This window comes from Amycolatopsis sp. NPDC034160, from assembly GCF_055575355.1.
On sequence record NZ_JBVISU010000013.1, the window covers coordinates 101413 to 119835 of the forward strand.

Below are 18423 nucleotides of genomic sequence, written 5' to 3' on the forward strand. Positions count from 1 at the left end.
GCGCTCGCCGACCGGCGGGTAGCTTCTCCGCTCATGGCGACAGTGCACGAGCGTTTCCCCCTGCCTCCCGAAGCGTTGTGGCAGGCCCTTCCGAACGGGGTCACGGCGGTCAAGGGTCAGAACCCGTTCTACGACGCGGCCGCCGGCTACGTCACCTTCTCGACCAAGCTCGGCTTCTTCAGCTACGGGCAGACGGTGACCGTGAAGGTCGAACGGACGACCGAGGGCTCCGGGCTGGCGATCCAGACGAGCTTGAAGTTCGGTTTCGTCGACTGGGGTGAGGGCAAGCGCATCGCCCGCAAGTTCATCGCCGCCGTCGGGACCGCGGTCGGGCATACCCCCGCGGCCTGATGCCCGATCCGTGGGGCCCGCGGTGGGGCTTCCTGTTCCTGTACTCCCTGGTGTTCGTCATCCACGCGGTCTTCGCCGACTGGGACGAAACGACCGTCATCGGCGCGGCGGTCGGTTTCGTGGGGACGCTCGTGCTCGTGTTCGTTCCCGGCCTGCCGCATTGGGTGTACGGCGACTTGCCGGGGGAGATCTCCGCACCGAGGTTCCGCCAGTGGCGGACGGCGCTGCGCTTCACGATCCAGCGCCATGAAGGCGTCTTCGACGTCGTGTTCGGGCCTTGGACACGCGTCACCGCCGCGATGGCGCCGGACGCGGACGACGTACGCGGCTGGGCGGTCCTCGACGGCCACCCGGCGAAGTTCGTCATCGAGCACTGCCCTGACGAACTCGCCGAGTCGCTGCGCGAGCACCGCCGGATGTGGGTCGTCGGCGACGCCCACTACGGCGATGTCCTGGTGTGCGGTGACGGCGGTCGTGAGTTCACGACCGCCGCCGTCCGGTTTCGTTAGCGCCAGCCTTCGGGGTCGACACCGCCCGGGATGGGCGCGGCCGGGTCGAACGGTGTGCGCGAGAAGATGAACGTCACGAGGTCGAGGTGGTTCGGCTTGCCCGCCGAATCCCGGCCGACCTTCAGCGTTTCGCCGGCGTAGTACCCGTCGAGGCCGATCCAGACGTCGTCACCGAGCGGGGTGAACCGCGACGCGCGGCCGGGGCCGTCGGTCGGTGCGAGCGAGAACAGGCCGCCCGGGAGCAGCCGCAGGTGGTACGGCGTCGGTCCCCAGTGCCACAGCCCGGTCAGCTCCAGCAGCTTCGGGTCCACAGTGGATGGTTGCCATTCCGCGGGCATCGCCGGTTCGTGCTGTTCGGTCAACGTCATCAGGTCGAGGCACAGCTGCGTGATGCCGACCCCGGCCGTCGAGTTCGTCAGCACCAGCGCGCCGATACCGGCGTCGGCGTCGATCAGCGAGCAGGCGAGGAAGCCCGGCATCGACCCGGTGTGCCCGGCCAGCCGCCTGCCCTGCGTGCGGATCAGCATGACGCCGAGCCCGAAGCCGGTCGTCCAGGTGTCGGCGTCGTCCACGGTGACCATTTCGCGCATCTCCGCGACGGTCTCTGCGCTCAGCACACCGCCGGTGTGACCGCCGAGGAACGCCGTCCAGCGGGCGAGGTCGGTGACCGTCGACCACAGCTGGCCGGCGGGGGCCATCGCGCCCGCGTCCGGCGACGGCTCCGGCATCAGGACGTCGGCGAAGGGGTGCACGGCGAACCCGCTCGCGTGCGCGCCTTCGGGGTGCGGAGTGGTCCGGTTCATGCCGAGCGGGCCGAGGATCTCGGCGCGGACGACGTCGAGCCACGACTTCCCGCGGTGCCGGGCGACCAACTCGCCGAGCACGCCGTAACCGACGTTGCTGTAGTGGAACCGGCTGCCGGGACGGTGCCGTGTCGCGCCGTCTTCGAGGCTCGAGACGAGCGCGTTCCAATCGGCGCCCACCGTGCGCTCCCACCAGGAACCGGGCGATTCCGCGGTCAGGCCCGAGGTGTGCGAGAGCAGCTGCGCGATGGTCGCCGCACCGAACGCGGTGCCGGGGAGGTGCTGTTCGAGCGGGTCGTTGAGGTCGAGCTTGCCCTCGTCACGCAGCCGCATGACGGCCGTCGCGACGAGTGTCTTCGTGATCGACCCGAGCCGGTACTGCGTGTCGTTGTCCGGTGTCTCGCCGTCGACGCGGCCACGCGCTCCTGACCAGGCGATTTCACCGTCGCGGACGACGGCGGCGACGAGGGAAGGGGCGCGGCACGAGGATTGCTCGTGCGCGAGGCGGCGAAGCAGCGCCAGTTCGGTCGTGGCAAGCATGGGCTGCATTCTGCCTACCCGAGCAGGCCCAGCCGCATGGCGGTGGTCACGGCGGCCGTCCGGTCCGAAACGTCCAGTTTCCCGAACACCCGCAACAGGTGGGTCTTGACCGTCGCCTCGCTGATGTGGAGCGCCCGCCCGATGCCGGCGTTCGTGTCGCCCTGCGCGACCAGCCGCAGGACCTCGATCTCGCGCGCCGACAACGGTGACGACGTCGGGTTGCGCACCCGGTTCACCAGCTTTCCGGCGACCGAAGGCGCCAAGACCGTCTCGCCGCGTGACGCCGCCCGGATCGCTCCGGCGAGCTCCGTGCGCGAGGCGTCCTTCAGCAGGTAGCCGGAGGCGCCCGCTTCGACCGCGCGCAGGATGTCCGCGTCCGTCTCGTACGTGGTGAGCACGACGACCCGTTGGCCCGGCCGGTCGGCGAGGATCTTCCGGGTCGCGCCGACGCCGTCGAGACCGGGCATGCGCAGGTCCATCAGGATCACGTCCGGCTGCTTGATCCGGCTCAGCGCGACGGCTTCGTCGCCAGAGCCCGCTTCACCGATGACGCTCAGGTCCGGCTCGGCCTCCAGCATGCCGCGCAGGCCTTCTCGCACCACCGGGTGATCGTCGACCAGCATGATCGTGATCACGCGGGCACCTCCAGTTCCAGCGTCGTCCCCGCACCGGGTCCGCTCTCGACCTTCACCCTGCCACCGACCTGATCCGCCCGCGTCCGCATCCCCGTCAGGCCGAAGCCTCCGGTGGGCTCGGCGGGGTCGAACCCCGTGCCGTCATCGGTCACGCCGAGCCGGACTCTTCCGTCCATAACGGACAGACGAAGCGAAACCCTGGTGGCGCGGGAATGTTTTCGGATATTGCTCAACGCCTCCTGCGCCCCTCGTAGCAGGACGACTTCGGTGGCCATCGGCAGCGGCGGCAACGGACCCTCGATCGCTATCGCCGCTTCGATCCCGGCCTCCTCGGTCAGCCGCTCGACCTGTCGGCGCAAGGCTTCCTCCAGCGAAGCGGCGGCGAGCGCAGACGGCATCTGCGCCGCGACCATCGCCCGCGCCTCCGCCAGGTTCTCCCGCGCCGTCCGCGCGGCCAGCTCCAGATGACGCCGGGCCGCCTTCGGATCGGTGTCCATTTCGGACTCGATGGCCTGGGTGAGCGTGACGATACTGGTGAAGCCCTGTGCGAGCGTGTCGTGGATCTCGCGGGCCATCCGCTCGCGCTCGGCGGCCATACCCGCCTCCCGCGAAAGCCGGGAAACCTCCGCCTGGCTGGCTTCCAGCTGTTCGATCAGCGCGGCGCGGGCCTTGCTCTGGTCGATGATCTGGCTCGTGTAGCGCCCGGCCAGCAGACTGAAGACGATCAGGATCGCGGTCATCGGCAGCAGGATGCGCAAGGACGGCTGATCGAGCCCGCCCCGGACGATCGAGGCCGCCGGGCCCATCAGCACCGCGGCCGTGGTGAGGATCGACGCCGTCTTCGTCGACAACGTCATGTACAGCACCGGGCAGACGAGGAACAGGATGAAACTCGAGGTGGTACTGGCGAAGCTGGCGCCCGCCAGGAAAAGCATCGTGACCCCGACGAACAGCCACGGCGTGTGCTCGTAGTCCGGGCCTTTGATGAGACGGCGTCCCCGGACCAGGTAGGTCACGCCGACCCCGGTCAGGCACAGGATCGCGACCACTTTGTCCGGGGCCGCCCCGTCTTCCAGGAGTACCAGGGCCGTCGTCGCCGCGAAGGTGATCCCGAAAAGGACCTCCCAGAGCCAGAAGAACCGCTCCCAGGCGTTCATTTGCCTTCGTTCGACCAGCGGAACGTCAGTTTCGCCAGCAGCAGACCCGCCACGCACCACGCCCCCAGCACCAGAGCCACCATCGGAAGTTCCCATGTCCCCGCCATCTCCTGTGTCGCCGCCTCGGCCGGCAGGAACACCGAGCGGAAGCCCTGGCAGATCCACTTCACCGGGAAGAAGGAGGCGATGGTGACCATAACCTTCGGCAAGGCGGTGATCGGCGTGACGAACACCCCGGAGACGAACTGCAACGCGAGGTAGATCAGGTTGGTCACCGCCACCGCGCCGCTGACCGATTTGGTCACCGAGCTGAGCGCGATGCCCAGCAGCGTGCAGCTGGTGATGCCGAACAGGAAGACCCACAGCGCGGTCAGCAGCTTCACCGGATCGGTCGGCAGTTCCAGACCGAACAGCAGGCCGCCGACGATCGACATCAGCACGACCTGCGCGACACTCGAAACACCGACGAGAATGATCTTGCCGATGAAGTAGGACGCGGCGGGCATCGGCGTACCGCGCAGCCGCTTGAGCGTTCCGGCTTCGCGGTCGGAGGCGAGCCCGATGCCGATGCTGGTGAACGACGTCGAGACGATGCCCGAACCGATCATGCCCGCCGCCAGCACCTGGCCGGTGGTGATCGCCATGCCCGGCATCGAGGTGTCGAGCATCGAGCCGAGCAGGACCATCAACAGGGACGGGAAGGCGAAAGTGAAGATCACCTGTTCCCGGATGCGGAAGAACTGACGGAGTTCGGCGGCGCCCCGGATGAGGCCGAGCGAGAGGGTGCCGGGGAGTTTGCCCGGGTGGGTCAGCGTGGTCATCGGGCTTCTCCGATCAGGCCGAGGTAGGTCTCTTCGAGGGTGGGCCGGTGGACGGTCAGCTCGGCGGGCTCGCGGCCGTCGGCGGAGAGTTCGCGGATGAGCTTCGCCGGAAAGTGGGTCCGCTCCAGGTGACTGCCGTGTTCGTCGGCCCAGCGGACGGTGGCCTCCGCGGTCGCGCGGCCGCCCAGCGTCTGCGGTGTCCCCTCCGCGACGATCCGGCCGCGCGCGATCACCGCGACCCGGTCGGCGAGTGCCTCGGCCTCGTCGAGGTAGTGGGTGGTGAGCAGGATCGTGGTGCCTTCCCTGGCGAGACTCTGGATCAGCCCCCAGAACCGGCGCCGGGCTTCGGGATCGAACCCGGTCGTCGGCTCGTCGAGGAACAGCAGCTCAGGGCGCCCGATGATCCCCAGCGCGACGTCCACGCGGCGCCGCTGTCCGCCGGAAAGGCTTTTGACGCGGGCGCCCGCCTTCTCGGCGAGCCCGACCTTCTCGATGACTTCGTCGGTGTCGCGGGGATTCGGGTAGTAACGGGCGAAGTGCCGGATGGTCTCGGCGACGGTGAGCTCGGCGGCGTCGTTGGCCGTCTGCAGCACGATCCCCAGCTTCGCTCGCCAAGCCCGGCCTGCCTTGCCGGGGTCCTCGCCGAGGACCTCGACCTCGCCGGAGGTCCGCTTGCGGTGTCCCTCGAGGATTTCGACCGTCGTCGTCTTGCCTGCGCCGTTGGGGCCGAGCAGTGCGAACACCTCGCCCTGCTCGATGTCGAGGTCGACGCCTTCGACGGCCAGATGGCCCGGGTACTCCTTGCGCAACCCGCGCACCTTCACTGCGGCTTTCATCCGTTGATCGTGCTTCGGTGACCCCTTTCTCCGGGACGTCCGCAGGACTGAACCCGGCTGTCAACCGTTCGATGGACACCGGCGTCACCGCCAGCCTCTGTCGTCCTTGCATTTCGTCCTCTAAACGCGGTAGTTGCGTGTGCAAGTACCGCATTTAGAGGACGAAATGCGATTTGTACACAGGCGTGGGGCGTTGTGGACAGGTGCCGAGAAGATGATCTTGGAGGCGGGATGGCGATGGTGGCGGATGTCATCGTCGGAGCGTGTCAAGAAACCACTACGCCACAGCCTGCGAGTTCTCCGGCCCCTTTCGCGGCAGCCATGCCGTCAGCGAAGGAGACCTCACCCGTGCCCAGCTCCGTTCAGGGCCGTACAACCGGCTCTTCCAGGACGTCTATGTCCCGATAGGGATCCCTTCGGATCACGAACTGCGGTGCAAGGGCGCGATGCTCATCGTGCCCGAAGGCGCGGTGCTGACCGGATGTTCGGCCGCAACGGTGCGCGGATTCCCGTTCTCGCTCGAAAGCGATCCCGTCGAGTTCGTCGTGCCCGAGCGGAAGGGCTTCCACAGTCTGAGTGGAACGCGTCTCCGCCGGACCAGGCTTCTCGGCCAGGATTTCGAGCCGTGGCGGGACGGCCTGATCGCCACCCCGCTCCGTATGACGCTGGACATCCTCGCCGACACCCGGCTCCGCCGGTCGTTTCCTCGCGTCGTCGGGTTGCTGGATGTGCTGCTCCACGCGGGATTCGTCGATCGCGACACGCTGGAGGCGTACCTGGCACCTCGTCGTGACAACGGCATCGTCCGGGCCCGTGAGGCCTTGGCGTTCTCGGATGGGCGGGCTGAATCCATCCCCGAGTCGGAGGTCAGGGTGTGGCTGAGGCGCTACGACATTGCGGCGGAGCCCCAGGTGGAGGTCTATCGCGGAACACGGTTCTCGGCAGGCTCGATCTCGCGATCCGTGAGGCCAAACTCGCCATCGAGTACGACGGTGCGTGGCATCTCGAAGGCGAACAGCCGCGTCTCGACGCGTACCGGAGGGCGTTGATCGAGGCGGAGGGTTGGGAGTTCATCGTCATCACCAAGGAGGAGCTCTACGCCGATCCGCGGGCGATGGTGCGCCGAGTGCAGGCGGCCCTCAACTCCCGCGTTTAGTCCTCTGAATGCGGTACTTGCACACGCACCTACCGCATTTAGAGGACTAAACGCGGGAGGGGGCGGGGGTGAGGAGGGTGCGGATGGCGGTTTCGAGGGACGGGAGCAAGGCGGCCGGATCGGTGGACGTGAGCATCCGGTTCGCGAAGCCGTCCGTCAGGGCCAGCACGGCATCGGCCAGGTCGCTCGCCGAGAGATCATCGCGGACATCGCCGGCTGACTGAGCCTCCGAGATGTACTGCGTCGTGATCTCCTGTAGTTCGTCGTAGCCGGTGCGGATGAATTCGGCCCACGACGGCAGGACGGCGGCGCGGGCGGTGAAGGCGTTGACCACGATCACCTCGGCTCGGCGCGGCTCGTCGAGGGGCATCGCCTCGGTCAGCAGCCGCAGCAACAAGTCCAGCAGATTCCCGGACTGGTCCAGGGTCTTCCAGCGCTGTTCCAGGAATTCGCTCGTCAAGTCGAGGGCGAAGCGGAACAGTTCCTCCTTGGTGGAGAAGTACTTCTGCACCGCACCCGCGGAGACGCCTGCTTCCGTGGCGACTGAGCGAACGCTGACGGCCTCGACGCCGTCGCGCGCGACGATGCGCAGGAGGGCACTGGCGATCTCCCGGCGGCGCTCGGCTCGGTCGACGATCTTCGGCACTCGCGCATCCTACTTTCGGAGGACTCCTTGCCTGGCTGACATCTTTAGAATACGTTTGTATCTGAACAAGGGGGAGCCGGGGTGGACGAAGTAGTACGTAAACGGCGCGCGGAGGAGAATCAGCTCGCGGCCGCGTTGACCAAGGGGCCGGCGGAGGTTCTCGATTTCCTCCTGCCGTTGTGGGTGGGGAGCCAGCTGGGCGCGTCGGCCGCCGAGGTCGGCGCACTCACCGCGTTGGAGACGCTGGTGTCGTTCGTGGTCCGGCCGATCGCGGGCTCGCTCGCGGACCGGTACGACCGCGGCCGGATCGCGGCGGCTGGTGCTGTCCTCTATGGACTGTCCTTTGTGGTCTACGCCGTAACGCCGGGCATCGGGCTCGCCTATCTCGCGGCGGTTCTCGGTGGCGCGGGTGGCGCGTTGTTCTGGGTCGCGTTGCGAGCCCGCGTGGGGGAAGGGCTCGCCGGGGACGACGGCGCGTTCAGCAAGCTGTTCGCGGCCGAGGGCGGCGGCACGTGGATCGCGTTCGTGGTCGCCCTGTCCGCGATCGCCTGGATCGACTACCGGGGCGTCTTCTGGCTCGGCGCTGCGGCCTGCGTGGTGGCGGCGGTGGTGCTGCTGAACGCGAAGTCCGCGTCGGTGCGCGAGGAGGGCGCGCCCCGGTTTCTGCAACTGGGCAAGCGGATGCGCCCGATGCTCGCGCTCGTCGCGGTGACCGCGATGGCCGAGGCCGGGGTCGCCCTGCTGCTCCTGATGCACCTGCAACGCGGACATCAGCTGAAGCTCGGCGAGATCGCGGCCGTGTTCATCCCGGGGTTCATCGTGTACAGCTTCCTGCCGGACTATCTGCACGGCTTCGTCCGCAAGGTCGGCCGGACCAGGGTGCTCTCGCTGGCGATGGTGGCTAGCGCGGTCTTCGCCGCCGGGTTGTCCTTCGCGCCCAGTCCGGCGGTACTGGCGGTCATGTGGATCCTGTCCGCGGCGGCGTTCGCGGCGGCCATCCCGGTCGAGCAGGCGGTGGTCGCCGAGGCGGCGGGGCTCAGTCTCGGCCGCGCGATGGGGATCTACGAGAGCGCGGCACTACTCGGAGCGACGATCGGGACGTTCCTGGCGGGCCAGCTCTACGGCTCGGACGCCGGCTGGCGTATCGCGTGCTTCGGCGCGGCGGCGCTTTTGCTCTTCGGATCGCTGGTGGTCCGTCGCGCGGTCCGCCGGGTCGGAGTCACGGAGTTTCCCGTGGAACCAGCGAAAACGCCGTCACAAAAGGAAGAACCGGCCGCCTGCATGGTCGAGGAGAGCTCGCAAGCGGCCGAATCGGTGAAGGCCGATGCGAACAAGCGCGCGAACCCGCTCCGGAACTGGGCGGCGCACGCGGTGATCTATGTGCTTGCGCAAGCGGCACTGGCGTTGGCCGGGTACAGCTGGCCCGTCGAGGCGGTCTTCGGCGAACCCCATGCCGCCGAGTGGTACTGGAACTCGAGCGGTCACTGGCTGTTCAACTTCGGCCGGATCTGGACTTTCGTCTTCGTGATCGACACCGTGTGGTCGCTGGGCCGCTTGGTGCTGAAGAAGCAGCCTTATTGACATGTTGTCTAACATGACACTATGTCTCATAAGTGGGTGACGGCCAGCGACGGTGTCCGCCTCTCGGTCCGGGTGACCGGTGTCGACGACGCGCCCACCGTGGTGCTGGTCCACGGCTATCCGGATAGCGGCTCCATGTGGGACGGCGTCGCCGCCGTGCTCGAACGCCGCTACCGGGTCGTCGTCTACGACGTCCGCGGCGCGGGCCGGTCGGACAAGCCTTCGGGACGCGCGTCCTATAAATTGGACCAGCTGTCCCGTGACCTCGGTTCGGTCATCGACGAGGTCCAGCCCGAGGGCAAGGTTCACCTGCTCGCGCACGACTGGGGCTCCATCCAGACCTGGCACGCCGTCACCGGAGACCGGTTGCGTGGACGGCTCGCGTCGTTCACGTCCATCTCCGGGCCGAGCCTCGATCACGCCGGTGCGTGGTTCCGCGCACAGGTCCGCCCGAACCCGAAGCGGCTCAAGAACGCGCTCGCGCAAGGGGCGCATTCGACCTACATTCTCGGCTTCCAGATCCCACTGGTGCCGCAGCTGTTATGGCGTACCGGAGTGATGGGCGCGCTCATCGGCCGACTGGACCCCGCCGCCGCCAAACCCTCCACTTCGGACGGCTTGTACGGCCTCAACCTCTATCGCGCCAACATGTTCACCCGGCTCTCCCGCCCGCGGCCGCGCCCGGCCGAGATCCCGGTGCAGGTGCTCGCGCCCACCGGCGACAAGTTCGTCACCACGCCGCTGCAGACCGAGATCGGGCGCTGGGCTCCGGACCTGCGGATCCGCCGGATCGTCGGCACGCACTGGGTGCCGCGCGAGAAGCCGGAGGTGATCGCTTCGGCCACGGCCGAGCTGATCGACCATGTCGAAGGCGGCGAGGAGAGCCGCGCGCTCAAGCAGGCTCGCTCGACCGGGTTCGCGCACAAGCTCGTCGTGGTCACCGGCGCGGGCAGCGGGATCGGCCGCGCGACGGCGCTCGCGTTCGCGGACAGGGGCGCCGACGTCATCATCACCGACATCAACGGCTCGGCCGCCGCGGACACCGCGAAACTCCTGCGGGACAAGGGCGTCAGCGTCGGCGAATACACGGTGGACTCCTCGGACGCCGATGCGGTCGAGAAATTCGCCCAGCGGGTGAAAGAAGAGTTCGGGGTTCCGGACATCGTCGTGAACAACGCGGGCATCGGCCTGTCCGGCCCGTTCCTCGACACGACGGTCAAGGACTGGGAACGCCTCATCGACGTGAACCTCTGGGGCGTCATCCACGGCTGCCGCGTCTTCGCTGAGCAGATGCGGGATCGCGCCGAAGGCGGCCAGATCGTCAACGTCGCGTCGGCCGCGGCGTACTTGCCCTCGAAGATCCTTTCCGCTTACGCCACCACGAAATCCGCCGTGCTGACGTTGAGCGTGTGCCTGCGCGCGGAACTCGCCGCCGAGAACATCGGTGTCACCGCGATCTGCCCCGGCATCGTGAACACCAACATCACCAGCACCACGCGGTTCGTGGGGGTCGACGACATCGAACAGAAGCGGCGCCAGAAGTCGAGCAGCAAGCTGTACGCGAAACGCGGGTTCGGCCCGGAGAAGGTCGCGCGCGACATCCTGCGCGCGGTCGAAAAAGACAAGGCGATCCAGCCGTCGACCCCGGAGGCCAAGGCCGCGCTCGTCCTCTCCCGGCTCACCCCCGGACTGCTGCGGGCCGCGGCGAAACTGGACGTCACCCCGTGACCTCGGCCAAACGTCCTCGCCGGATGTCGCCGCAAGCGCGCCGCGAGGACCTGATCCGCGCCGCGCTGGACCTGTTCGGCTCGCGCGCGCCCGAACTCGTCGCGGTCGACGACATCATCGCCCGCGCCGAGGTCTCGCGGCCGTTGTTCTACCGGTACTTCTCGAGTCTGCGGGAACTGCAGGTCCAGGCGCTGAAGACGGTCACCGAAGGGCTCATCGACGGTCTCGCCGGACTGGAGGAAGGCCCGCCCGAGGCGCGGCTGCGTGCCGCGGTCCGCGGACTGATCGACGTCGCCGACCACTACCGCGCCGGCTATGTCGCCCTGCTGCGAAGTGGGTCGGTGATCGCTACGTCGGAGACGGACGCGGCGATCGACGAGGTCCGCAACCGCGCCGTCGAGCTGATCCTCGACGCGCTGGGTGTGTCGGATCCCTCGCCTATGCTGCTGCTGACTTTGCGCTGCTGGACCGCCGTGGTCGAGGGGGCGCTGCTGAGCTGGCTGCAGGAACGCGCCTTGCCCCGGGAAGTGCTCGACGGCTGGCTGGTCGATCAACTCACGGCCATGCTCGCGACGACCGCGAACCACGATCCCTCGGTCCCGCAGATGCGATGAAGGGGCCTTGCATAGCAAAATTTGCTATGCAAGGCCCCTTCATTGCACGCGCTACTAGGAGTGCTTCGTGACCAGGCCCCAGCCTTCGACGTCTTCCGGCCGACGCGGTTCCGGACCGACGTACTTGGCCGAGGGGCGCACGAGGCGGCCGGTCTTCTTCTGCTCCAGGATGTGCGCGGCCCACCCAGCGGTACGGGCCGAGCTGAACATCGCCGGCATCATGTGCGGCGGCACCTGGGCGAAGTCCAGGATGACGGCGGCCCAGAACTCGACGTTGGTCTCGATCGGGTGATCCGGGCGGCGTTCGCGCAGTTCCTTCAGCGCGACCTGCTCCAGCTCCGCGGCCGCCTCGTAGCGCGACGCGCCGAGCTCCTGGCAGGTGCGGCGCAGCACGCGCGCCCGCGGGTCCTCGGCGCGGTACACGCGGTGCCCGAAGCCCATCATGCGTTCCTTGCGGTCCAGGATGCCCTTGACCAGACCGACCGCGTCACCGGTCTTCTCGACCTCTTCGATCATCGGCAGCACTCGCGCCGGAGCGCCACCGTGCAGCGGGCCCGACATGGCGCCGATCGCGCCGGACAGGGCCGCGGCGACGTCGGCGCCGGTGGAGGCGATGACGCGGGCGGTGAAGGTCGAAGCGTTGAGGCCGTGCTCGGCGGCCGAGACCCAGTAGGCGTCGATGGCCTTGACGTGGGCCGGGTCGGGTTCGCCGCGCCAGCGGACCATGAACCGCTCGGTGATCGACTCCGCTTCGTCGACCCGAGTCTGCGGGACGGCGGGCTGTCCGATGCCGCGGGCGGACTGGGCGACGTAGGAAAGCGCCATCACGGACGCGCGGGCCAGCTGGTCACGCGCCTCTTCGTCGCTGATGTCCAGCAGCGGCCGGTAGCCCCAGATGGGGGCGAGCATGGCGAGTGCGGCCTGGACGTCGACCCGGACGTCGCCGGTGTGCACCGGCAGCGGGAACGGCTCGGCGGGCGGTAGCCCGTGGCCGAACTGACCGTCGACGAGAAGGCCCCAGACGTCACCGAAGGTCACCTTGCCGGCGAGATCCTCGATGTCGACACCGCGATAGCGCAGCGCGCCACCGTCACGGTCGGGCTCGGCGATTTCGGTCCGGAAGGCGACCACGCCTTCGAGACCCGGTCGGAAACCGTCGTCGACCTGGTCGGACGGCTGTTTGGTGCTGATCGTGGAGGCACTCACTGTGGTGAAACCTTTCGATGCGCATTCCCCGGCTTTGTGTTTCACGCGTGGACGGGATACACGCAGCGAAGGCGCGCCTCATCGCACGGATGGACAAACCTTGCTCCACGCCGGGGCCCGGGGCAATCGAAAGATGTGGTGGTTTCGGTCACGATTACGAGAACGATTCAGTGCAAATCGCCTTCGTACGCGAAGAGTTACGGCTCCGTTCACTTTGCGTGTACCGGTGCGCAGGTAAATCCTGTGTTTCGAGAACCGGCGCCACCCGGTTTCCGGTGATAGACCTTTGTCATGCACTTGAGCCCCCAGGAGCGGGACAAACTGCTCATCCACGTCGCGGCGGACGTCGCTCGCAAACGACTGGAACGCGGGGTCCTCCTCAACTACCCCGAGGCGGTGGCGCTGATCACCGACCACGTCCTGGAAGGTGCCCGCGACGGCCGGACGGTGAGCGAACTGGTCGCCAGTGGACGGTCGGTGCTCGGCCGGGCCCAAGTACTCGGCGGCGTGCCGGAAATGGTGGATTCGGTGCAGGTCGAAGCCACTTTCCCGGACGGCACGAAACTCGTCACCGTGCACGACCCGATCGTCTAAAAGGGGGACGGGTGCGCCCAGGGGAGATCATCACCGGTGCCGAGCCGGTCGAGCTGAATCCAGGCAGGCCGCGGGTCCGGCTGCTCGTGCGGAACCTCGGCGACCGGCCCGTCCAGGTCGGCTCGCACTTTCATTTCGCGGCGGTGAATCCGGGACTCGAATTCGATCGCGAAGCCGCGCGCGGGCATCGTCTCGACGTCCCCGCGGGGACGTCCGTGCGGTTCGAACCGGGCGTCGAACGCGAAGTCGACCTCGTCCCGCTGGCCGGGAACCGCCGGGTGCCTGGATTGCGCAAGGAGTCCTGATGCCGTCGATCGATCGCGGGCGCTACGCCGAACTCTTCGGCCCGACGGCCGGTGATCGGATCCGCCTCGCGGACACCGATCTGCTCATCGAGGTCACCGAGGACCGCAGCATGGGGCCGTCGGGCAGCGGCGACGAGGTGCTGTTCGGCGGCGGCAAGGTCATCCGCGAATCGATGGGCCAGGGCATGGCGACCCGGGCCGAAGGCGCGCCGGACCTGATCATCACCGGCGCGGTGATCCTCGACCACTGGGGAATCGTCAAGGCCGACGTCGGCGTCCGCGACGGCCGGATCGTCGGGATCGGGAAGGCGGGCAACCCGGACACGATGGACGGCGTCGACCCGGCGCTGGTCATCGGCCCGTCGACGGAAGTACTGGCAGGCAACGGGAAGATTCTCACCGCGGGCGGGATCGACTGCCACGTCCACTTCATCTGCCCGCAGCTGACCGACACCGCGCTCGCCTCCGGGCTGACCACGCTCGTCGGCGGCGGGACCGGTCCGGTCGAAGGCAGCAAGGCGACCACCGTGACACCCGGCGCGTGGAACCTCGGCCGGATGCTGCAGGCGATGGACGGTCAGCCGGTCAACGTCCTGTTGCTGGGCAAGGGGAACACCGTCCGCCACGACGCGCTGCGCGAACAACTCGCGGCGGGCGCGGGCGGATTCAAACTGCACGAAGACTGGGGCACCACCCCGGCCGCGATCGACGCCTGCCTCACCGTCGCCGACGAATCCGGTGTCCAGGTGGCGATCCACACCGACACACTGAACGAGGCCGGCTTCCTGGAGTCCACTGTGGATGCTATCCGGGGAAGGTCGATCAACGCCTACCACACCGAAGGCGCGGGCGGCGGGCACGCGCCGGACATCATCCAGGTCGCCGGGCTGGCCAACATCCTTCCGTCGTCGACGAACCCGACGCGTCCGCACACCGCCAACACCCTCGACGAGCACCTCGACATGCTCGTCGTCTGTCACCATCTGAACCCGTCCGTGCCCGAGGATCTGGCGTTCGCCGAGAGCCGGATCCGGCCGACGACCATCGCGGCGGAGGACGTGCTGCACGACCTCGGCGCGATTTCCATGATGAGTTCGGATTCGCAGGCGATGGGCCGGATCGGCGAGGTGATCATCCGGACGTGGCAGACCGCGCACGTGATGAAACGACGTCGTGGAGCACTGCCGGGCGACGGCGCGGCCGACAACCTCCGCGCTCGTCGCTATGTCGCCAAATACACCATCAATCCCGCGATCGCCCACGGGATGGAGCGCGAGATCGGCTCGGTCGAGGTCGGTAAACTCGCGGATCTCGTGTTGTGGGAACCGAAGTTCTTCGGTGTCCGGCCGCATGTCGTGCTCAAAGGCGGATTCCCGGCATGGGCGGCCATGGGTGACGCGAACGCGTCCATCCCCACTCCGCAGCCGGTACTCGCGCGGCCGATGTTCGGCGCGGCGCCTTCGGTGGCCGCCGCGAGCAGTTTCCATTTCGTGGCTCCGGAAGCTCTGGAAGGCGGGGTCGCCGAACGGTTCGGCATCGCGCGGAAGCTCGTGCCGATCTCGAACACCCGCTCACGCGGCAAGGCCGACATGGTGCTCAACGACGCGACGCCCGACATCCGGGTCGAGCCGGACAGTTTCGCCGTGCACGTCGACGGCGAACTGATCGAACCCCGGCCGGTGACGGAACTGCCGATGGCGCAAAGGTACTTCCTCTTCTGATGGACCTCTCCGCACTCATCCTCGCCGACTCCCGGTTTCCCGGGGGCGGCCACGTCCATTCGGGCGGCCTGGAAGAAGCCGTCGCCCGGAAGCTGATCACCCACGAACGTGATCTGCCCCCATTCCTTTCCGGGCGGCTGCGCACCGCGGGTTCGCTCGCCGCCGTGTTCGCCGCGGCGTCGGCGCACGCCGCCGCTCGGGGTGTCCGAAATGGACACTGGCGACGGCTCGATCTCGAACTCGACGCCCGGACGCCGTCCCTCGCGCAGCGGGAGGCGTCCCGCGCGCAAGGGCGAGGGACGGCGCGGGCGGGTAAGGCGGCGTGGCCGTCTCCGGTGCTTTCTCAGCTGTTGAAGGAAACTCCGCGGCCACATCATCCGGTGATCGTCGGTGCGCTGGTCGGGGTGCCGTTCGACGCGGCGATGGCGGTGGCCTATCTCGCGATCAGCGGACCGGCGAGCGCGGCCGTCCGACTGCTGGGCCTCGATCCTTTCGCTGTCAACGCCGTCGTGGCAAGGCTTTCCTCCGAGGTCCGGAAAGTTTCCCTGCGTGCCACCGAAGTCGCGGGAACCGATCCGGCCGATCTCCCGGCGCCCGGGTCCCCGGCGCTCGATCTGTTCGCCGAGGCACACGCCCGGCATCACCAGGAAGAGGTGCGTCTCTTTGCCAGTTGAGCATGGCCACGGACACGGTCACGTCCACCCGGTCAACTTCGACCCGACGGCGGCGGAACCCGACCATTACGAGCAGGCGCCGACCGCGGGCCGCGCGTACCGGATCGGCATCGGCGGGCCGGTGGGCAGCGGGAAGACCGCGCTCACCGCGGCGCTGTGCCGGGCACTCGGCGACGAGGTGAACCTGGCCGTCGTCACCAACGACATCTACACCACCGAGGACGCGGACTTCCTGCGCAAGGCGGGCGTGCTCGATCCGGAGCGGATCGAAGCCGTGCAGACCGGCGCGTGCCCGCACACCGCGATCCGCGACGACATCACCGCGAACCTCGACGCCGTCGAGCGCCTGGAGGAGCGTTTTCCCGGGCTGGACCTGGTGATCATCGAAAGCGGTGGGGACAATCTGACGGCGGTGTTCAGCCGTGGGCTCGCCGACAGCCAGGTCTTCGTGGTCGACGTCGCCGGTGGCGACAAGGTGCCGCGCAAGGGCGGGCCGGGCGTCACCACCGCCGATCTGCTCGTCATCAACAAGATCGACATCGCGCATCTGGTCGGTGCGGACATGGACGTGATGACCTCGGACGCGCACCGGATGCGCGGCGAACTGCCGGTGATCACTCAGTCCCTTGTGGACACTCCGGACGCACCGGACGTCGCCGCCTGGGTCCGTTCGCTGCTCCCGGTCCGCGCGGGGTGAAGGCACACGCACGGTTGGTCGCCCGCTTCGAGGGTGGCCGGACCGTCCTGCGTGAGCTGCGCTCGATGGCGCCGCTCACGCTCCTTCCCAAACGGGGCACCGGTGCGACGGCGATCGTGCACCTGGTCAACTCGGCGACGTCACCCTTGGGTGGTGACGAGTTGAAGCTGACCATCCGCGTCGGCACCGGCGCTTCGCTACGGGTTTCCGGGGTCGCCGCGACGATCGCGCTCCCCGGGCTGCACGGCGAGGGAAGTTCGTCCGTCGTGGACATCGAGGTGGACGACGGCGGATCGCTGGAGTACTTGCCTGAGCCGACCGTCGTCACCGCCCGGGCCCGGCACTCGGCGGTGTTCAAAGCGTCGCTGGCCGCCGGTGCTTACCTGCACACGCGGGAGGTGCTCGTCCTCGGCCGGGCAGGGGAGCGGCCGGGTTCACTGGTGACCACGCAACACGTGACGCGGGGCGAGGCTCCAGTGCTGCGGCAGACACTGGAGATCGGCAATTCCACTTTGGACTCCAGTCTCGCGCATCTGGCCGGGCGGCGGGTGCTGGCGACCGACCTGGTCGTCGGTGGTCCGGAGTCGCCCCCGGCTTCCGGTGACTGGTGGTCCCGCACGCCGCTCGCCGCGGGCGGCACCCTGACGACGTCACTGGCCCCGGACGCCGTGACCGCGCTCAAAGTGTTCGAAGGTACGTGAAGGCCCCCTTCATGTACCCAGGCGCAATGAAGGGGGCCTTCACGTACTTGTGACTAGAACTTCGTGCCCAGCCAGGCCATCGCGACCGGGCCACCCGCCGAGACGCCGCCGATGTGCTCCAGCAGTGGGAATTCCTGCCAGGTGACGTCGGCGCCGAGCGCGCGGTAGCGGTCACGCAGCCCCTTGCCGACCGACAGCGGGATCAGCTCGTCGAGCGACGCGTGGTACAGGTAGACCGGCGCGCCAGGCTTGGTCTTGCCTGCCAGGTTCTCGCCGAGCCGGGCCTGCCAGCGCGGGTCGGACGAAACGTTCGGCACGGTCGTGAAGTCGTTGAGCCGCGCGAAAGGCGCCGCCGCGCCGAGTTCGACGGTGCACGCTTCCTTGACCTTCGCGACCGTCCGCTCGCCCTTCGCGTTGAGCACGTCGTTGAACGGCAGTTCCGGGTACGCCGTCGCGTAGCCGACAGCGGCGCCGAGGACCAGGCCGAACGCCGGACCGCCGTCGTTGAACTTCAGTACCGCGTTCAAATCCGCCGGGACCCCGCCTTCCGCGACCCCGACCAGATTGACCTCGGGTGCGTAGGACGGCTGCAGTTCACCCGCGAACGCCGCGGCCTGGCCGCCTTGCGAGTAGCCGAAAACGCCGACCGGACCGGTCTTCGACAGTCCCGCGTCGGGAACCCTGGCGGCGGCGCGGGCGGCGTCGAGAACGGCCCGGCCTTCGGACTGACCGACGGCGTAGGTGTGCGTGCCCGGGGTGCCGAGGCCTTCGTAGTCGGTCACGACGACCGCCCAGCCGCGCGAAAGTGCTTGGCTCATCAGGAGGACTTCGTTCTCGGACCCGTTCGTCAGCCGCGTCGACGGCGCACAGCGGTCGCCGAGACCGTGGGTGCCGACGGCGTAGGTGACCAGCGGGCGCGGCCCGTTCGTCCACGGGGTGTGCGGGACCAGCAGGATGCCCGACACCGTGTTCGGCTGCCCTGTCGCCGAGGTGGAGCGGTAGAGGAGTTTCCAGGCCTTCGCCGGGGCGGTGGCGATGACCGACTTGTATTCGACGAGGTCCCCCGGCGCGCTCGGCGCGGCTTGCGCGGCCGGGGCGCCGATCAGGGCGGCGGTGAGAGCTGCGACCAGAACTGTCCGAAGCACCGT

21 protein-coding genes are annotated in these 18423 nt (G+C 68.4%); 13 read left to right on the plus strand and 8 right to left on the minus strand.

The features are described 5' to 3' along the window. Positions 1-33 precede the first annotated feature (33 nt). Together ACZ54P_RS24745 and ACZ54P_RS24750 are read left to right on the plus strand one after the other, a co-directional pair. Complete coding sequence (locus ACZ54P_RS24745; RefSeq protein ID WP_465463931.1) at positions 34-351, plus strand: hypothetical protein; 318 nt, start codon at positions 34-36, stop codon at positions 349-351. After that, complete coding sequence (locus ACZ54P_RS24750; RefSeq protein WP_465463932.1) at positions 351-860, plus strand: hypothetical protein; 510 nt, start codon at positions 351-353, stop codon at positions 858-860. Before ACZ54P_RS24745 ends, ACZ54P_RS24750 begins: the two co-directional genes overlap by 1 nt. Here the strand turns inward: ACZ54P_RS24750 and ACZ54P_RS24755 are convergent. From ACZ54P_RS24755 to ACZ54P_RS24775, 5 genes are read right to left on the minus strand one after another with little or no spacing between them, the layout of a single operon-like run. Next, positions 857-2203 (minus strand): serine hydrolase domain-containing protein, encoded by a 1347-nt coding sequence (locus ACZ54P_RS24755; protein ID WP_465463933.1) that lies wholly within the window; start codon positions 2201-2203, stop codon positions 857-859. The genes ACZ54P_RS24750 and ACZ54P_RS24755 overlap by 4 nt on opposite strands. Positions 2204-2217: 14 nt before the next feature. Beyond that, entirely contained in the window at positions 2218-2838 is a 621-nt protein-coding gene (locus ACZ54P_RS24760) for a response regulator (protein ID WP_465463934.1), read from the minus strand. Further along, positions 2835-3995: a sensor histidine kinase gene (locus ACZ54P_RS24765; protein WP_465463935.1), complete on the minus strand. Its 1161-nt coding sequence runs from the start codon at positions 3993-3995 to the stop codon at positions 2835-2837. The genes ACZ54P_RS24760 and ACZ54P_RS24765 overlap by 4 nt, the downstream gene beginning before the upstream one ends. Continuing rightward, positions 3992-4816 (minus strand): ABC transporter permease, encoded by an 825-nt coding sequence (locus ACZ54P_RS24770; RefSeq protein ID WP_465463936.1) that lies wholly within the window; start codon positions 4814-4816, stop codon positions 3992-3994. Before ACZ54P_RS24770 ends, ACZ54P_RS24765 begins: the two co-directional genes overlap by 4 nt. After that, positions 4813-5652, minus strand: a complete 840-nt coding sequence (locus ACZ54P_RS24775) for an ABC transporter ATP-binding protein (RefSeq protein ID WP_465463937.1) — start codon at positions 5650-5652, stop codon at positions 4813-4815. The genes ACZ54P_RS24770 and ACZ54P_RS24775 overlap by 4 nt, the downstream gene beginning before the upstream one ends. Positions 5653-5915: 263 nt before the next feature. Here ACZ54P_RS24775 and ACZ54P_RS24780 point away from each other — a divergent pair, with 263 nt between their 5' ends. Together ACZ54P_RS24780 and ACZ54P_RS24785 are read left to right on the plus strand one after the other, a co-directional pair. Continuing rightward, positions 5916-6701, plus strand: a complete 786-nt coding sequence (locus ACZ54P_RS24780; protein ID WP_465464073.1) for a hypothetical protein — start codon at positions 5916-5918, stop codon at positions 6699-6701. Next, positions 6632-6808 (plus strand): hypothetical protein, encoded by a 177-nt coding sequence (locus ACZ54P_RS24785; RefSeq protein WP_465464064.1) that lies wholly within the window; start codon positions 6632-6634, stop codon positions 6806-6808. Before ACZ54P_RS24780 ends, ACZ54P_RS24785 begins: the two co-directional genes overlap by 70 nt. A gap of 46 nt (positions 6809-6854) precedes the next feature. Here the strand turns inward: ACZ54P_RS24785 and ACZ54P_RS24790 are convergent, their stop codons facing one another. Next, entirely contained in the window at positions 6855-7454 is a 600-nt protein-coding gene (locus ACZ54P_RS24790; RefSeq protein ID WP_465463938.1) for a TetR/AcrR family transcriptional regulator, read from the minus strand. Positions 7455-7535: 81 nt separating this feature from the next. On the opposite strand from ACZ54P_RS24790, the gene ACZ54P_RS24795 reads away from it, so the two are divergent. The 3 genes from ACZ54P_RS24795 to ACZ54P_RS24805 are packed head-to-tail and all read left to right on the plus strand — an operon-like array spanning position 7536 to position 11377. Next, complete coding sequence (locus ACZ54P_RS24795) at positions 7536-9035, plus strand: MFS transporter (RefSeq protein WP_465463939.1); 1500 nt, start codon at positions 7536-7538, stop codon at positions 9033-9035. 36 nt (positions 9036-9071) lie between these two features. After that, positions 9072-10763 carry an SDR family oxidoreductase gene (locus ACZ54P_RS24800; RefSeq protein WP_465463940.1) on the plus strand — a complete coding sequence of 564 codons (1692 nt, stop codon included), beginning with the start codon at positions 9072-9074 and terminating at the stop codon, positions 10761-10763. 23 nt (positions 10764-10786) lie between these two features. Further along, a complete protein-coding gene (locus ACZ54P_RS24805) occupies positions 10787-11377 on the plus strand; it encodes a TetR/AcrR family transcriptional regulator (protein ID WP_465463941.1) in 591 nt (196 codons plus the stop codon). A 54-nt stretch (positions 11378-11431) separates the two neighbouring features. Here ACZ54P_RS24805 and ACZ54P_RS24810 read toward each other — a convergent pair whose 3' ends face one another. Continuing rightward, positions 11432-12583, minus strand: a complete 1152-nt coding sequence (locus ACZ54P_RS24810; RefSeq protein ID WP_465463942.1) for a citrate synthase 2 — start codon at positions 12581-12583, stop codon at positions 11432-11434. Between the two features lie 291 nt (positions 12584-12874). On the opposite strand from ACZ54P_RS24810, the gene ACZ54P_RS24815 reads away from it, so the two are divergent. From ACZ54P_RS24815 to ACZ54P_RS24840, 6 genes are read left to right on the plus strand one after another with little or no spacing between them, the layout of a single operon-like run. Beyond that, the gene (locus tag ACZ54P_RS24815; protein ID WP_465463943.1) at positions 12875-13177 is read left to right on the plus strand and encodes an urease subunit gamma; all 303 of its coding nucleotides are present in this window, start codon (positions 12875-12877) and stop codon (positions 13175-13177) included. 11 nt (positions 13178-13188) lie between these two features. Next, positions 13189-13482: an urease subunit beta gene (locus tag ACZ54P_RS24820; RefSeq protein ID WP_465463944.1), complete on the plus strand. Its 294-nt coding sequence runs from the start codon at positions 13189-13191 to the stop codon at positions 13480-13482. Next, positions 13482-15203, plus strand: a complete 1722-nt coding sequence (locus ACZ54P_RS24825; protein WP_465463945.1) for an urease subunit alpha — start codon at positions 13482-13484, stop codon at positions 15201-15203. The genes ACZ54P_RS24820 and ACZ54P_RS24825 overlap by 1 nt, the downstream gene beginning before the upstream one ends. After that, on the plus strand, positions 15203-15877 hold the full coding sequence (locus ACZ54P_RS24830) for an urease accessory protein UreF (RefSeq protein ID WP_465463946.1): 675 nt from the start codon (positions 15203-15205) through the stop codon (positions 15875-15877). Before ACZ54P_RS24825 ends, ACZ54P_RS24830 begins: the two co-directional genes overlap by 1 nt. Then, complete coding sequence (gene ureG, locus ACZ54P_RS24835; RefSeq protein WP_465463947.1) at positions 15867-16574, plus strand: urease accessory protein UreG; 708 nt, start codon at positions 15867-15869, stop codon at positions 16572-16574. Before ACZ54P_RS24830 ends, ureG begins: the two co-directional genes overlap by 11 nt. After that, positions 16571-17275 carry an urease accessory protein UreD gene (locus tag ACZ54P_RS24840; protein ID WP_465463948.1) on the plus strand — a complete coding sequence of 235 codons (705 nt, stop codon included), beginning with the start codon at positions 16571-16573 and terminating at the stop codon, positions 17273-17275. The genes ureG and ACZ54P_RS24840 overlap by 4 nt, the downstream gene beginning before the upstream one ends. 53 nt (positions 17276-17328) lie before the next feature. Here ACZ54P_RS24840 and ACZ54P_RS24845 read toward each other — a convergent pair whose 3' ends face one another. Then, positions 17329-18420, minus strand: a complete 1092-nt coding sequence (locus tag ACZ54P_RS24845) for a lipase family protein (protein ID WP_465463949.1) — start codon at positions 18418-18420, stop codon at positions 17329-17331. Positions 18421-18423 lie beyond the last annotated feature (3 nt).

Excerpts from the sequence above, each read along its gene's own strand:
- ACZ54P_RS24745 (WP_465463931.1), top strand. The coding sequence starts at position 34 with ATGGCGACAGTGCACGAGCGTTTCCCCCTGCCTCCCGAAGCGTTGTGG.
- ACZ54P_RS24750 (WP_465463932.1), top strand. The coding sequence starts at position 351 with ATGCCCGATCCGTGGGGCCCGCGGTGGGGCTTCCTGTTCCTGTACTCC.
- ACZ54P_RS24755 (WP_465463933.1), bottom strand. The coding sequence starts at position 2,203 with ATGCTTGCCACGACCGAACTGGCGCTGCTTCGCCGCCTCGCGCACGAG.
- ACZ54P_RS24765 (WP_465463935.1), bottom strand. The coding sequence starts at position 3,995 with ATGAACGCCTGGGAGCGGTTCTTCTGGCTCTGGGAGGTCCTTTTCGGG.
- ACZ54P_RS24770 (WP_465463936.1), bottom strand. The coding sequence starts at position 4,816 with ATGACCACGCTGACCCACCCGGGCAAACTCCCCGGCACCCTCTCGCTC.
- ACZ54P_RS24775 (WP_465463937.1), bottom strand. The coding sequence starts at position 5,652 with ATGAAAGCCGCAGTGAAGGTGCGCGGGTTGCGCAAGGAGTACCCGGGC.
- ACZ54P_RS24805 (WP_465463941.1), top strand. The coding sequence starts at position 10,787 with ATGTCGCCGCAAGCGCGCCGCGAGGACCTGATCCGCGCCGCGCTGGAC.
- ACZ54P_RS24815 (WP_465463943.1), top strand. The coding sequence starts at position 12,875 with ATGCACTTGAGCCCCCAGGAGCGGGACAAACTGCTCATCCACGTCGCG.
- ACZ54P_RS24825 (WP_465463945.1), top strand. The coding sequence starts at position 13,482 with ATGCCGTCGATCGATCGCGGGCGCTACGCCGAACTCTTCGGCCCGACG.
- ACZ54P_RS24830 (WP_465463946.1), top strand. The coding sequence starts at position 15,203 with ATGGACCTCTCCGCACTCATCCTCGCCGACTCCCGGTTTCCCGGGGGC.